Origin of the sequence: Litoreibacter arenae DSM 19593, assembly GCF_000442275.2 — a bacterium.
GTDB classification, from domain to species: domain Bacteria; phylum Pseudomonadota; class Alphaproteobacteria; order Rhodobacterales; family Rhodobacteraceae; genus Litoreibacter; species Litoreibacter arenae.
Map to the genome: position 1 here is coordinate 51525 of NZ_KE557314.1, position 13007 is coordinate 64531.

Below are 13007 nucleotides of genomic sequence, written 5' to 3' on the forward strand. Positions count from 1 at the left end.
TGTCAGCTAGCTAGGCCGTGGTGCGATTCCCTTGAGGGATGGTGCGGCTTAGGAGGTTTTTGCCATATGGTCAAGAGCCCCCCGCCCCGCCGTAGCGTCTAGCGGTCCAAAACCCCCGCAATGGCCTTCGCCACCGCGTCGATTTCGCCCAGCCCGTCGACCGTGTGCAGGTCGCCCTTGGCGTAGTAATATCCGATCAGCGGCGATGTCTTCTTGTAGTATTCCATCAGCCGGGTGCGCAGGCTTTCCTCGTTGTCGTCCGCGCGACGCTGGAAGTCGGTGCCGCCACAATTGGAGCATTTGCCATCGTCGGGGATCGGTTTGGTCAGGTCGTTATAGACCTCGCCGCAATCCCCGCATGTGGACCGCGCGGTGATCCGTGCGACCAGCGCATCGTCATCCACCTGCATCTCCACCACCGCGTCCAGCGTGGTGCCATGTTTCGCAAGCAGATCGCCTAACGCATCCGCCTGAGGCAGCGTGCGCGGGAACCCGTCAAAGATAAACCCGCCCGCGTGGTCGCCTTCCAGCTTCTCTTCGATTAGCCCGATGACGATCTCGTCGGTGACCAACTGTCCCGCATCCATGATCGCGGCAACCTTGTTGCCCATCGCAGTGCCGGAGCTTTTCGCCTCGCGCAGCATGTCGCCGGTGGACAGTTGCACCATGCCGCGCTCCGCGACCAGTTTGCGGGCTTGTGTGCCCTTCCCCGCGCCGGGCGGGCCAAGCAGAATGATGTTCATCGGCGCGACGGCCCCCGCGATTTGGTTTTCCCGCCACGCTTCTTGCCGCGCAGTTGGGACTTCTCGATCAGGCCTTCATACTGGTGCGCCAGCATGTGCGACTGGACCTGCTGGATGGTGTCCATGGTCACCGACACGACGATCAGCACCGAGGTGCCCCCGAAGTAGAACGGGATCGCAAGCTGGCTTCGCAGGATTTCCGGCAGCAGGCAGACGGCGGCCAGATAGGCGGCCCCCAGAACCAGCACGCGGTTCACGACATATTCCAGATACTCGGCGGTGCGCTCGCCCGGGCGGATGCCGGGGATGAAGCCGTTTTGCGACTTCAGGTTGTCCGCCACTTCCTCGGGCTTGAAGGCCACGTTGAAGGTGTAGAAATAGGTGAAGAACACAATCATGCCGGTGAAGAACGCCAGATAAAGCGGACGGCCCGGGCCGAAATAGTTCAGGATGGTCGCCATCAACTCGCTGGTTTGCGCGCCCGAGAAGGTCGACACCGTCGTCGGCAGCAGCAGCAGCGACGAGGCGAAGATCGCGGGGATGACGCCCGCCGGGTTCACTTTGACCGGCAAATGCGACGAGCCGCCGTCATACACTTTCATGCCAACCTGACGGCGCGGGTATTGGATATGGATCTTGCGCAAGGCGCGTTCCATGAACACCACGAACATGATGGTCGCCACGACCACCAGCAGCACACCCACGATGACCACGGGGCTGATGGAGCCTTCGCGGCCTTGCGCAAAGAACTGCGCCAGCGCGGCGGGGATTTCGGCGATGATGCCCACGAAAATGATCAACGAGATGCCGTTGCCGATGCCGCGTTGGGTGATTTGCTCGCCCAGCCACATCAGGAACATGGTGCCGCCAACAAGGGTGATTACGGCGGAGATGCGGAAATACCAGCCGGGGTCATGGGCCAGGTTAGACCCTTCCAGACCGGCGGCAAGCCCGTAGGCCTGCAAGGTCGCCAGAAACACCGTGCCGTAGCGGGTGTATTGGTTGATCTTCTTGCGGCCCTGCTCGCCCTCTTTCTTCAACTGCTCCAGCCGGGGGACCAGGGCGGTCATCAGCTGCACGATGATCGAGGCGGAAATGTAGGGCATGATCCCAAGCGCAAACAGGCCCATGCGGCCAATCGCGCCGCCGGTAAACATGTTCAACACGCCACCGATGCCCTGCTGGGCCTGCTCGACGAACTGGCGCAAGGCGTCCGCGTCGATGCCCGGCACGGGGATGTAGGTGCCCAGACGGTAGACGATCAGCAGACCGATGGTGAAGAGGATGCGTTGGCGTAACTCGGTGGCCTTCCCGAAGGCGGACCAGCTCATGTTTTGGGCCATTTGCTCGGCGGCTGATGCCATGTGCTTGGGTATCCTGTCTAGATATGCACAGCGCCGCGCACGGGGCTTCCCGTCGCGGCGCTGGAAAACTCAAAAGGTATGTAAGAGGCGCAGTGGCCTCTCACAAGGCTTATTCAGCAGCCGCTGCGGTGTTGAGCTTGCCGCCGGCTTTTTCCACGGCTTCGACAGCCGATTTGGAGGCACCGGTCACGCTCAGGTTCACCTTGGCCGAGAAGTCACCCTTCGCCAGAACGCGAACGCCGTCCAGCTTGCGACGCACCAGACCTGCTTCAATCAGCGTGTCTTCGGTGATCTCGCCTTTGGCGTCCAGCTTCTTGGCGTCGATGAATTTCTGGATCATGCCCAGATTGACGACGGCGAACGCCTTGCGGTTCGGCTTGTTGAAGCCGCGCTTGGGCAGACGCATGTAAAGGGGCATTTGGCCGCCTTCGTAGCCGTTCAGAGCAACGCCCGAGCGGGATTTTTGACCTTTGATACCACGGCCACCCATCTTACCTTTGCCAGAGCCCGGGCCACGGCCCACGCGCTTTTTGGTTTTGGTCGCACCGGGGTTGTCACGAAGTTCGTGCAGTTTCATATCGCTTCTCCTATTGCCGGAAGGGTCCTCGAAGCGAAATGGACCAAACGCGGCGTTTCTTGTTTATGAGTCGGACCTGTCAGCCAGGCCACTGTGGGCGTATATGCCCTCGCGCCACCTGTTGCAAGCCGGATGATCCGGCATTTGTAAGGCGGGGTTTCACCCCACCACCCTGTCAGCCTTAAAGGCAGTCCCGCGCCAGTATTCGGTCCACGACGGGGCAGGCTCGGATTTCAAAATGACTTTGAGACGAGGTCCGAAGACCTTGAGCAGAATAAGAGCGGTCATGTGAGGAGAGTCCATTTGAGTAAACGAGTCAGTGCGGTCTCTACGCCAGCGTCTCTCACGACGCCAGAGCCATTTCGGAATGGCAGGGATGCGGTTGGCGCATGCACACGAAAACCCCCTCGTTTGGCGGGGTTCATCCCACCCCCACCACCCCAAAAAAACGCCCCGCTTTTCAGCGAGGCGTTCTCAAACTTTGCGTAGGGCGGGGTTCACCCCGCCGCCACTTAGCCGCGCTCTTCGATGATCTCGACGAGGTGCGGGATGCTTTCGACCATGCCGCGTACGGAAGGGGTGTCTTCCAGCTCACGGGTCTTGTGCATTTTGTTCAGGCCCAGACCAACCAGCGTAGCACGCTGCTTTTCCGGACGACGGATCGGGCTACCGATCTGTTTTACAACGATAGTTTTAGCCATGTCTTAGGCCTCCGTCACAACTGGAGCTTGCTCGCCGTCGACCTTGGGGCCGTCTTCCGAGCGCAGAATGTCCGCAACCTTCTTACCACGACGCTGCGCCACCATGCGGGGGGAAGCTTCGTTCACGAGACCGTTCAACGTAGCACGGATCATGTTGTAAGGGTTCTGCGAACCGATTGATTTTGCGACAACATCCTGGACGCCGAGCATCTCGAACACAGCACGCATCGGACCACCGGCGATGATACCGGTACCTTGTGGCGCGGTCCGCATAACGACTTTACCAGCGCCGTGACGGCCAGCAACATCGTGGTGCAGCGTGCGGCCTTCGCGCAGTGGCACGCGGATCATCTGGCGCTTGGCTTGCTCGGTGGCTTTGCGGATGGCCTCTGGGACCTCTTTCGCTTTACCTTTACCGAAGCCGACGCGGCCTTTCTGGTCGCCAACGACGACAAGTGCGGCGAAGCCGAAACGCTTACCACCTTTAACGGTCTTGGACACGCGGTTGATCGCGACGAGGCGATCTGCGAATTCGGGGGTTTCGTCCCGATCGCGGCGACCGCGGTTTCCTGGTTCTCTTGCCATTGGCAAATCCTTCAATTTCTGCGCCTTAGCGCCGTTTAACCTCAATCGCAGTGGGCAAGCGCCCCCCGATCATCGAGGCCCTAGGGCCTGCAAAAATGGGCGCCCCTGATACGGAGCGCCCAAAGACTTAGATTTTCAAACCGCCTTCACGGGCAGCTTCGGCCAAGGCCTTCACTTTACCGTGGAAGAGGAAACCACCGCGGTCGAAGTAGGCTTCGGACACGCCAGCTTTCTTGGCGCGTTCCGCGATTGCGGCCCCGACTTTGGTTGCAGCTTCGATGTTGTTCTTGCCAACGATGCCCAGATCCTTCTCGAGAGAAGAAGCCGAGGCGATCGTCACGCCGTTCACATCATCAATCAGCTGCACGCTGATGTTCTTGTTGGAGCGGTGAACCGACAGACGCGCGCGTCCGGCGTTGACCTTGCGAAGTTTGTTCCGAACGCGCAGGCGGCGTTTGATGAACAGATCACGTTTGCTAGTAGCCATTACTTCTTCTTCCCTTCTTTGCGGAAGACGAACTCGTCCTTGTAGCGGATGCCCTTGCCTTTATAAGGCTCTGGCTTTCGCCACGCGCGGATGTTGGCAGCCACTTGGCCGACAACCTGCTCGTCAATCCCCTCGACGGTGATTTCGGTCGCCTTGGGAGACGTAACCGTTACACCTTCAGGCACTTCGTAGATTACGTCATGCGACAGGCCGAGGTTCAGCTTCAGGTTCTTGCCTTCCATCGCGGCGCGGTAACCCACACCTTGAAGTTCAAGCTCTTTCTTGAAGCCGTCCGTAACGCCCGTGATCAAGTTTGCCACCATCGTGCGGCTCATGCCCCACTGCTGGCGGGCACGCTTGGACGAGCCGCGAGGCGTAATGGTCACCACGTTGTCCTCGACAGTGAGGGTCACGTCGTCGGTTGCCTTGAAGGAACGGGTCCCCTTGGGGCCTTTCACTTCAATGGTCTGGCCAGAGACGGACGCGGTCACGCCGGAGGGCAGATCGACTGGTTTTTTACCAATACGAGACATAACTGGCGCTCCTTAGAATACCGTGCAAATCACTTCGCCGCCAACGTTATGGCTGCGAGCGTTCGCGTCCGACATCACACCGCGAGGTGTGCTGACAATCGACACGCCCAAGCCCTGACGGACCACGGGGATGTCATTGGCGCCCATGTAGACGCGACGACCGGGCTTGGAGACCCGCTTCAGTTCGCGAATGACAGGAGTGCCTTCGTAGTATTTCAGCTCGATATTCAAAGCCGGGTGGCCGTCTTTGCCCGTCACCTTCTCGTAGCCACGGATGTAGCCCTCGTCGGCGAGTACGTCCAACACCCAAGCGCGCAGCTTGGAGGCGGGCGTTTCAACGGTTGCTTTGCCGCGCAACTGCGAGTTGCGGATGCGGGTGAGCATATCTGCGATAGGATCGTTCATAATCTAATGCCCTCCTTACCAGCTCGACTTGACCATGCCGGGGATCAGGCCGGCAGAGCCCAGGTCCCGCAACATGATCCGGGAAATCTTCAGCTTACGGTAGTAAGCATGAGGACGGCCGGTCAGTTGGCAGCGGTTGTGCAAACGGGTCGCCGAGCTGTTGCGCGGCAGTTCAGCCAGTTTCAGACGCGCTTTGAAACGCTCTTCCATGGGCTTCTCTTTGTCGTTTGCGATGGCGAGCAGAGCAGCACGTTTAGCGGCGTATTTCTTCACCAGCTTTTCGCGCTTCTTCTCGCGTTCGATCATTGCTTTTTTAGCCATGTCTAATTCCCTCCAGCGATCAGCTGTTGAAAGGCATGTTGAAAGCTTTCAACAGGCTCTTTGCTTCAGCGTCGGTGGTTGCGGTGGTGCAGATAATGATGTCCATGCCCCAGTTCTCGTCGATCTTGTCAAAGTCGATCTCGGGGAACACAAGGTGCTCTTTCAGGCCCATGGCGTAGTTGCCACGGCCATCAAAGCTTTTGCCGGACACGCCGCGGAAGTCGCGGATGCGAGGCATTGCAATGGTAATCAGACGGTCAAGGAATTCATACATCCGCTCGCCGCGCAGGGTTACCTTGGCACCGACAGGCATCTCTTCACGCAGGCGGAAGCCGGCGATGGATTTCTTGGCGCGGGTAACCATGGCCTTCTGACCTGCAATGGCGGTCAGATCGGCAGCAGCGCCCGCAGGCTTCTTGCTGTCTTTCACGGCCGCACGGCCAGCACCGATATTGAGAACGATTTTCTCAAGGCGCGGGATTTGCATGTCGTTCTTGTAGCCGAACTCTTCCTTCATGGCGGCACGGATGGTGTCGACATAAACAGACTTCAGGCGCGGGGTGTAGTTTGCTTCGTCAAGCATCAGATCACGTCCCCAGTTGTCTTGGCAAAACGCACTTTCTTGTCGCCGTCCATTTTGAAGCCCACACGGGTGGCCTTACCATTGGCGTCGAGAAGAGCGAGGTTGCTCAGTTGAATAGGCATCGCTTGCGGCACGCGGCCACCTTGCGAGTTCTGGCTTTGCTTCACGTGGCGAATGGCGACGTTCACGCCTTCCACGATGGCTTTACCGGCTTTGGGGTCAACGGAGGCAATGGTGCCTTCCTTGCCTTTATCCTTGCCAGCCAGCACGACAATCTTGTCGCCTTTTTTCAGTTTGGCAGCCATGTCACAGCACCTCCGGGGCGAGCGAGATGATTTTCATGAAGTTCTTGGCGCGCAGCTCACGAACGACCGGGCCGAAGATACGGGTGCCGATAGGCTCGTTGTTGTTATTCAGAATAACGGCGGCGTTGCCGTCGAAGCGGATGGCGGTGCCATCGTCGCGACGAACTTCCTTGGCGGTGCGTACAACGACAGCCTTGCGGACGTCGCCTTTTTTCACGCGGCCGCGCGGGATGGCTTCCTTGACCGACACGACGATGATGTCGCCGACGGATGCGTATTTACGCTTGGAACCACCCAAAACCTTGATGCACTGAACACGGCGAGCGCCGCTGTTGTCAGCTACATCCAGGTTGGTCTGCATCTGGATCATTTGATGTCTCCCGACCTTTGGGGACGCATGCCTGCGCCCCAGGGTTTCGAATTAATTAGAAAAGCCTCACGCCTCGGCGGTGATGACTTCCCAACGCTTGGTTTTGGATTTCGGCGCACATTCCTGAATGCGAACCTGATCTCCCACGTTAAACGTGTTCTTCTCGTCGTGAGCCCGATACTTCTTGGACTTACGGATCGTTTTCTTCAGAACGGGGTGGCGGAAGCGGCGTTCGACGGAAACCGTTACGGTTTGCTCGTTCTGGTTGCTGGTGACGGTGCCTGTCAGGATACGCTTGGGCATTACTTGGCCTCCCCAGCTGCAGCTTTCGCTTTTTCGTTCAGAATGGTTTTCACACGTGCGGCGCCGCGTTTGACGGCGCGCATACGTGCAGTGTTCTCAAGTTGGCCGGTGGCCTGTTGGAAGCGCAGGTTGAAGGCTTCCTTTTTCAGCGCGACGAGCTCTTCGTTGAGCTGGTCCGCGGTCTTCTCGCGAAGCTCGCTGGCGTTCATAGCCGTTTCCTTTTTTCATACACCGGAGGGCCCCATAAGAGGTCACCCTGATTCCAGTGGAGTTCATGATGAAACGTGGCTTTAGACCCCTGCCCGACATATTGCAAGCCCTGTCGCTGATATCTGTAAAATAAGGGCTTACTTACGGGTTCGGCTGCGGTATCAGCGGGCGCTCTCATCGCTTTTGCAATCAAAAGCGACTGCCGCGCTGGTCCAATATCGCTTTGTGCGATATTGGACCGACATGACAAACATTCGCTCCCTCTTCGTGACCCGCCTCTACCAAGCCCGCCTTGCCGATCATGGCAAACCCATCGACGCGGAGGAGTTGGAGGACAACTGCCTTGGCATCGCCGAGGATGACGAGGCCGGTCAGGACTGGTGCGAGGAAAACGGCTATGCGGGCTACACCAGCTACGCGTCCCTGACTGATCTTCCATGGCGCTCGCCCATCTTCAAGGACTTGGTGAAGGTGCTGGACAAACACGTGGCCGAATTCGCCAAGGATTTGCAGTTCGATCTGGACGGGCGCAAATTGAAGCTGGAGGACATCTGGATCAACATTCTACCCGAAGGCGGCATCCACACGTCCCACATCCACCCGCATTCGGTCATTTCCGGCACCACCTATGTGGCCATGCCCTCCGGCGCGTCAGCGATCAAGTTCGAGGACCCTCGGTCGCAGATGATGATGGCGGCCCCTACCCGCCTGAAAGACGCCCGCGAGGAGATGCGGCAGTTTATCTATGTCGCGCCCGAGGTTGGAGACGTGCTGCTATGGGAAAGCTGGCTGCGGCATGAGGTGCCGATGAATTTGAGCGAGGAGGATCGGGTGTCGGTGAGCTTTAATTATGCTTGGGCTTAAGTAGGCTCATCTAAATTCAAACTACAAATTCCAACGCCCCAGCAGGATCACAGATATGGTTCATACCCAGAGACTTGAGTTTTGCTGCGTGCTTTTGAAAGTCCCTGGTGTTCAGTGTAACAAACACGTCTCTGTTTGCTTCAATGTGAGAATATGCGGACAAGACATCACACCAACTATTTCTCCATTTGGTTAAACTCTCTGATTGGATCATCTCATCGGTTAGAGCGTCAGGACCGTCAAAATGATCCACTGGGTCACACGCTACCTTTGAGGCGATCACGTCCCAAATCGCGCCAGTTTCGCGCTCAAACTTATTGCCATCGTCAATCCAATAGCAAAAATCCCAATATGTTAGACCGATCACAGCGGGCATGGGGACAACGGGTAAGTCACTCCAATTCAGTCGACGTACCCGCTCAGTGAACTCACTAGCACTTCCCGGAAACCGTTTCGATCTGGTGTTCTCCGAGGCCGACGTTGCCAAGAGTGCAACCTCACACTTATGACTGCGGTGCAGTTCAATCAATGCCCCGACATACTTCGATTGAGGGCCATCATTCTCGACTTCAATTATGCAATTCCAATCCAGTGTTAGCTTCATCTTAACCCCCAGAATTCGAGAAGCCCCCGCCGATTTCTCAGCGGGGGCTCTATTATCTCAACCGTGGCGGAACGCGCGTTTTCAAGAAAACACGCTGCCTCCGCCGCGTCGCGCTAAAGCGCGACGGTTACCAGTCTTCCCGAACAACGACCCGTGTCTTGATCGGCAGCTTCATCGCAGCAAGGCGCAGGGCCTCGCGGGCGACGTCGTCGTTGACGCCGTCGATCTCGAACATCATGCGGCCGGGTTTGACCTTGCATGCCCAGAAATCCACCGAGCCTTTACCCTTACCCATACGAACTTCGATGGGTTTGGAGGTCACGGGCAGGTCCGGGAAAATCCGGATCCAGACGCGGCCTTGACGCTTCATGTGACGCGTCATGGCACGACGGGCAGCCTCGATCTGGCGCGCGGTGATGCGCTCAGGCTCGGTTGCCTTTAGGCCGTAAGTGCCAAAGTTCAGGTCGGTCCCGCCCTTGGCTTCGCCACGGATGCGGCCTTTGTGCATCTTGCGGAATTTAGTACGCTTTGGTTGCAGCATTGATCAATCCTCCTTAGCGACGACCGCCTGCACCACGAGGTGCTGGGCCATCCTGGAGTTCCTGTTGCTTACGGTCACGCGCTTGTGGATCGTGCTCCATGATCTCGCCTTTGAAGATCCAGGTCTTGATCCCGATGATGCCATAGGCGGTCATCGCTTCAACGTGTGCGTAATCGATGTCGGCACGCAGGGTGTGCAAAGGCACGCGGCCTTCACGATACCATTCGGTCCGGGCGATCTCGGCACCGCCAAGGCGGCCTGCGAGGTTCACACGGATACCAAGGGCACCCATACGCATTGCGTTCTGCACGGCACGCTTCATGGCGCGGCGGAAGGACACACGACGTTCCAGCTGCTGGGCGATGGACTCGCCAACCAGTGCTGCGTCCAGTTCGGGCTTGCGCACTTCAACGATGTTGAGGTGCAACTCGCTGTCGGTGAACGCGGCCAGCTTGCGGCGCAGGCCTTCAATATCGGCGCCTTTTTTGCCGATGATGACGCCCGGACGTGCAGTGTGGATCGTGACGCGGCACTTTTTGTGCGGACGTTCGATGATCACACGGCTGATGCCGGCTTGCTTGCACTCTTCCTTGATGAATTCGCGCATTTTGATGTCTTCGAGAAGAAGATTACCAAAATCCTTGCTTTCAGCGTACCAGCGGCTGTCCCAGGTGCGGTTGACCTGAAGACGCATGCCGATAGGATTTACTTTGTTACCCATTATGCTTGCTCCTCAACTTGGCGCACCTTGATGGTCAGCTCCGAGAATGGCTTGACGATTTTACCGAACCGGCCACGGGCCCGAGGGCGACCGCGCTTCATGGTCAGGTTCTTGCCGACATAGGCCTCGGCCACGATCAGATCATCCACGTCGAGGTTGTGGTTGTTCTCTGCGTTGGCGATGGCGGATTGCAGGCACTTTTTCACGTCGTCAGAGATACGCTTCTTGGAGAAGGTGAGATCGGCCAGAGCCTTGTCCACTTTCTTGCCACGGATCAGCTGAGCCACGAGGTTCAGTTTTTGCGGGGAAGTCCGGAGCATGCGCAGTTTTGCCATTGCTTCGTTATCTGCCACGCGGCGGGGGTTCTTATCCTTGCCCATGGCTTACTTCCTCTTCGCTTTTTTATCAGCGGCGTGACCGTAATAGGTCCGGGTTGGCGAGTACTCACCAAACTTCTGACCGATCATTTCTTCGGTTACGTTCACCGGGATGTGCTTCTTGCCGTTGTACACGCCAAACGTGAGGCCAACGAACTGAGGCAGGATGGTGGAGCGGCGCGACCAGATCTTGATCACGTCGTTGCGGCTGCTTTCTTTCGCAGCTTCGGCTTTCTTCAACACATAAGCGTCGACGAAGGGGCCTTTCCAGACTGAGCGAGACATATCTTAACGTCCCTTCTTCTTGGCGTGACGCGAGCGGATGATCAGCTTTTGCGACGCTTTGTTCTTGTTGCGGGTACGCGCACCCTTGGTTGGCTTGCCCCATGGGGAAACCGGGTGACGACCACCAGATGTCCGGCCTTCACCACCACCATGCGGGTGGTCGATCGGGTTCATCACGACACCACGAACGGACGGGCGAACGCCCTTGTGGCGCATACGACCGGCTTTACCGTAGTTCTGGTTGGAGTTGTCCGGGTTCGACACGGCGCCGACGGTGCACATGCACTCCTGACGCACGAGGCGAAGCTCGCCGGAGCTCAGACGGATCTGGGCGTAGCCACCGTCACGACCAACGAACTGGGCGTAGGTGCCAGCAGCACGGGCAATCTGGCCGCCTTTGCCGGGCTTCAACTCGATGTTGTGGACGATTGTGCCGATTGGCAGACCGGAGAACGGCATTGCGTTGCCCGGCTTCACGTCGGCTTTCTGCGACGCCACGACGGTGTCGCCAACGCCGAGGCGTTGTGGAGCGAGGATATAGGCCTGCTCGCCGTCTTCATATTTCACCAGTGCGATAAACGCGGTCCGGTTCGGGTCATATTCGATCCGTTCAACCGTAGCAGAGACGTCGAATTTCGTCCGCTTGAAGTCAACGATCCGGTAAAGACGCTTGGCGCCCCCACCCTTGCGACGCATCGTGATCCGTCCGGTATTGTTCCGTCCGCCATTCTTGCTCAAACCCTCAGTGAGGGACTTGACCGGGCGGCCTTTCCAGAGTTCCGAACGGTCGATCAGAACCAACCCACGTTGGCCTGGCGTCGTCGGCTTATACGACTTAAGTGCCATGCTTTCTGTCTTCCGTTGTTGCAGCAAACGGGTCGCCCCGCCGCTTGTGTTTATAGGGCCCCGAAGGTCCCCGACTTGAAGTGTCCCATTCGGCATCTGCTGGGCAGAACCGGGAACAACAGCAAAGCCCCGGACGAATCCGGGGCCTATGCCGATGGGGGTGTTTAGGAAGGGAAGCCTCGGGGGTCAAGCGAGAACTAGGGCTTTCGACCATGAATGATCCGCCGCAAAGCTCCGAGCGCAACAAAGCCGGGCGTTCGTGGTTTAATATCAGGAGGTGGCCCTGTGGTTAGCCGACAGTCGCCTTCGACCGCGACATCCGCCGCGCGCCTACAAGCAAGCCTAGCCCGGCCAGCAGGAAGCCCAGCGACGCTGGCAGCGGAACCGGCGCGATCGACAGGGACGTCACGTCATGCGTGACAGTCACCCCGTATCCCATCTGCGTAAAATGGCGGGTTCCGTCATCCCAGGAATAGCTCCGGTCATCCGAGTACCGAAGAGACCCGGCACCAAGTTGCGTCAAAAAGCTGAGCCCGTCGCTATTGCTGAAATCAGTGGCGTCGAACGCCAAACGCGTGACTGTGCCAGTGCAAAGCGAGCGCAACACACCGGTGCAATTCGAGAAGACCGGCGCGACAGCATCGGCGTCCGCCTCATCATAGACGAACTGCAGCGATCCTGTGGTTTGGCGCGCATCTGCGATCCAGCTAAAGCCATCAAGGGCAGATGATGCGGCATCGGTGTAGCTCAGCCCCGTGTGACGTTGATACCGGCCAGTGGCCATATCACGCGAAATGGCAGACCCGAAGGCAACCGAGTTGAACTCGGTCTCGACATTCACTTCATAGAGGACGGGCGCAGCCTGCGCCGAGAATGCCGTAAGGGCTGCGGCGCTTGCGGCAACACAAAGTGTCTTGAATTTATTGAGAGTCATATCGGGCCTCGCAGAAAAAGGCGGAAACAAAAAGGTAATTACATGGCTAAAGTCGGTCATTTCCTCTGGAAAGTAAAGGTTTATTAAGCTTCATCGAATTCAGCACTACACGGCAGCAACGGCCGCTTTCGGATTGAAAACAATGATCTAGTACAGAAAGAACTGTTCTTCATTTTGCAACTATTCACGAGAGTGGAACATTATTCTCACAGGAATTCCGCCCTGTCCCGGGCGCGACGACTCGCCCACCGCGGCCTCAGCAAAGCCGACAGCCCTCTGAAAACCGCATCAATCCAACAAAAAAGCCCCATCCAATCGGATGGGGCTTTCCTAAAATTCAAGCGTTCA

Annotated in this window: 23 protein-coding genes; 1 reads left to right on the forward strand and 22 read right to left on the reverse strand. The window is 57.9% G+C overall.

What is annotated here, in order from left to right:
• Positions 1-98: 98 nt before the first annotated feature.
• The 15 genes from THALAR_RS12535 to rpmC form a co-directional block, all read right to left on the reverse strand.
• The gene (locus tag THALAR_RS12535) at positions 99-743 is read right to left on the reverse strand and encodes an adenylate kinase (RefSeq protein WP_021101943.1); all 645 of its coding nucleotides are present in this window, start codon (positions 741-743) and stop codon (positions 99-101) included.
• A complete protein-coding gene (gene secY, locus THALAR_RS12540) occupies positions 740-2107 on the reverse strand; it encodes a preprotein translocase subunit SecY (protein WP_021101944.1) in 1368 nt (455 codons plus the stop codon). Before secY ends, THALAR_RS12535 begins: the two co-directional genes overlap by 4 nt.
• Positions 2108-2216: 109 nt before the next feature.
• Complete coding sequence (gene rplO / locus THALAR_RS12545) at positions 2217-2684, reverse strand: 50S ribosomal protein L15 (RefSeq protein ID WP_021101945.1); 468 nt, start codon at positions 2682-2684, stop codon at positions 2217-2219.
• A 159-nt stretch (positions 2685-2843) separates the two neighbouring features.
• Positions 2844-2972 carry a hypothetical protein gene (locus THALAR_RS18965; protein ID WP_021101946.1) on the reverse strand — a complete coding sequence of 43 codons (129 nt, stop codon included), beginning with the start codon at positions 2970-2972 and terminating at the stop codon, positions 2844-2846.
• Positions 2973-3196: 224 nt separating this feature from the next.
• Positions 3197-3385 carry a 50S ribosomal protein L30 gene (gene rpmD, locus THALAR_RS12550; protein WP_021101947.1) on the reverse strand — a complete coding sequence of 63 codons (189 nt, stop codon included), beginning with the start codon at positions 3383-3385 and terminating at the stop codon, positions 3197-3199.
• 3 nt (positions 3386-3388) lie between these two features.
• Positions 3389-3970, reverse strand: coding sequence for a 30S ribosomal protein S5 (gene rpsE, locus THALAR_RS12555; RefSeq protein ID WP_021101948.1), 582 nt, complete (start codon positions 3968-3970; stop codon positions 3389-3391).
• 127 nt (positions 3971-4097) lie between these two features.
• On the reverse strand, positions 4098-4457 hold the full coding sequence (gene rplR / locus THALAR_RS12560) for a 50S ribosomal protein L18 (protein WP_021101949.1): 360 nt from the start codon (positions 4455-4457) through the stop codon (positions 4098-4100).
• Entirely contained in the window at positions 4457-4990 is a 534-nt protein-coding gene (gene rplF / locus THALAR_RS12565; protein ID WP_021101950.1) for a 50S ribosomal protein L6, read from the reverse strand. Before rplF ends, rplR begins: the two co-directional genes overlap by 1 nt.
• Positions 4991-5002: 12 nt before the next feature.
• Positions 5003-5395 carry a 30S ribosomal protein S8 gene (rpsH, locus tag THALAR_RS12570; RefSeq protein ID WP_021101951.1) on the reverse strand — a complete coding sequence of 131 codons (393 nt, stop codon included), beginning with the start codon at positions 5393-5395 and terminating at the stop codon, positions 5003-5005.
• Positions 5396-5410: 15 nt separating this feature from the next.
• A complete protein-coding gene (gene rpsN / locus THALAR_RS12575; protein WP_021101952.1) occupies positions 5411-5716 on the reverse strand; it encodes a 30S ribosomal protein S14 in 306 nt (101 codons plus the stop codon).
• Between the two features lie 19 nt (positions 5717-5735).
• On the reverse strand, positions 5736-6299 hold the full coding sequence (rplE, locus tag THALAR_RS12580; protein ID WP_021101953.1) for a 50S ribosomal protein L5: 564 nt from the start codon (positions 6297-6299) through the stop codon (positions 5736-5738).
• Complete coding sequence (rplX, locus tag THALAR_RS12585; RefSeq protein WP_021101954.1) at positions 6299-6604, reverse strand: 50S ribosomal protein L24; 306 nt, start codon at positions 6602-6604, stop codon at positions 6299-6301. Before rplX ends, rplE begins: the two co-directional genes overlap by 1 nt.
• 1 nt (position 6605) lies before the next feature.
• Positions 6606-6974 carry a 50S ribosomal protein L14 gene (gene rplN / locus THALAR_RS12590; RefSeq protein WP_021101955.1) on the reverse strand — a complete coding sequence of 123 codons (369 nt, stop codon included), beginning with the start codon at positions 6972-6974 and terminating at the stop codon, positions 6606-6608.
• A gap of 66 nt (positions 6975-7040) precedes the next feature.
• Positions 7041-7277, reverse strand: coding sequence for a 30S ribosomal protein S17 (rpsQ, locus tag THALAR_RS12595; protein WP_021101956.1), 237 nt, complete (start codon positions 7275-7277; stop codon positions 7041-7043).
• On the reverse strand, positions 7277-7486 hold the full coding sequence (rpmC, locus tag THALAR_RS12600) for a 50S ribosomal protein L29 (protein WP_021101957.1): 210 nt from the start codon (positions 7484-7486) through the stop codon (positions 7277-7279). The genes rpsQ and rpmC overlap by 1 nt, the downstream gene beginning before the upstream one ends.
• 244 nt (positions 7487-7730) lie before the next feature.
• On the opposite strand from rpmC, the gene THALAR_RS12605 reads away from it, so the two are divergent.
• Positions 7731-8351, forward strand: a complete 621-nt coding sequence (locus tag THALAR_RS12605) for a 2OG-Fe(II) oxygenase family protein (RefSeq protein WP_040819229.1) — start codon at positions 7731-7733, stop codon at positions 8349-8351.
• A 16-nt stretch (positions 8352-8367) separates the two neighbouring features.
• Here the strand turns inward: THALAR_RS12605 and THALAR_RS12610 are convergent, their stop codons facing one another.
• The 7 genes from THALAR_RS12610 to THALAR_RS12640 all read right to left on the reverse strand — a co-directional run bounded on the left by THALAR_RS12610 (position 8368) and on the right by THALAR_RS12640 (position 12659).
• Complete coding sequence (locus THALAR_RS12610) at positions 8368-8955, reverse strand: hypothetical protein (protein ID WP_040818694.1); 588 nt, start codon at positions 8953-8955, stop codon at positions 8368-8370.
• Positions 8956-9082: 127 nt separating this feature from the next.
• A complete protein-coding gene (rplP, locus tag THALAR_RS12615) occupies positions 9083-9496 on the reverse strand; it encodes a 50S ribosomal protein L16 (RefSeq protein WP_021101959.1) in 414 nt (137 codons plus the stop codon).
• A 13-nt stretch (positions 9497-9509) separates the two neighbouring features.
• Positions 9510-10217, reverse strand: a complete 708-nt coding sequence (gene rpsC / locus THALAR_RS12620) for a 30S ribosomal protein S3 (protein WP_021101960.1) — start codon at positions 10215-10217, stop codon at positions 9510-9512.
• Positions 10217-10597, reverse strand: a complete 381-nt coding sequence (gene rplV, locus THALAR_RS12625) for a 50S ribosomal protein L22 (RefSeq protein WP_021101961.1) — start codon at positions 10595-10597, stop codon at positions 10217-10219. The genes rpsC and rplV overlap by 1 nt, the downstream gene beginning before the upstream one ends.
• A gap of 3 nt (positions 10598-10600) precedes the next feature.
• Positions 10601-10879: a 30S ribosomal protein S19 gene (rpsS, locus tag THALAR_RS12630; protein ID WP_021101962.1), complete on the reverse strand. Its 279-nt coding sequence runs from the start codon at positions 10877-10879 to the stop codon at positions 10601-10603.
• A 3-nt stretch (positions 10880-10882) separates the two neighbouring features.
• The gene (rplB, locus tag THALAR_RS12635) at positions 10883-11725 is read right to left on the reverse strand and encodes a 50S ribosomal protein L2 (RefSeq protein ID WP_040818700.1); all 843 of its coding nucleotides are present in this window, start codon (positions 11723-11725) and stop codon (positions 10883-10885) included.
• Positions 11726-12014: 289 nt separating this feature from the next.
• Positions 12015-12659, reverse strand: coding sequence for a hypothetical protein (locus THALAR_RS12640; protein ID WP_021101964.1), 645 nt, complete (start codon positions 12657-12659; stop codon positions 12015-12017).
• Between the last annotated feature and the right edge of the window lie 348 nt (positions 12660-13007).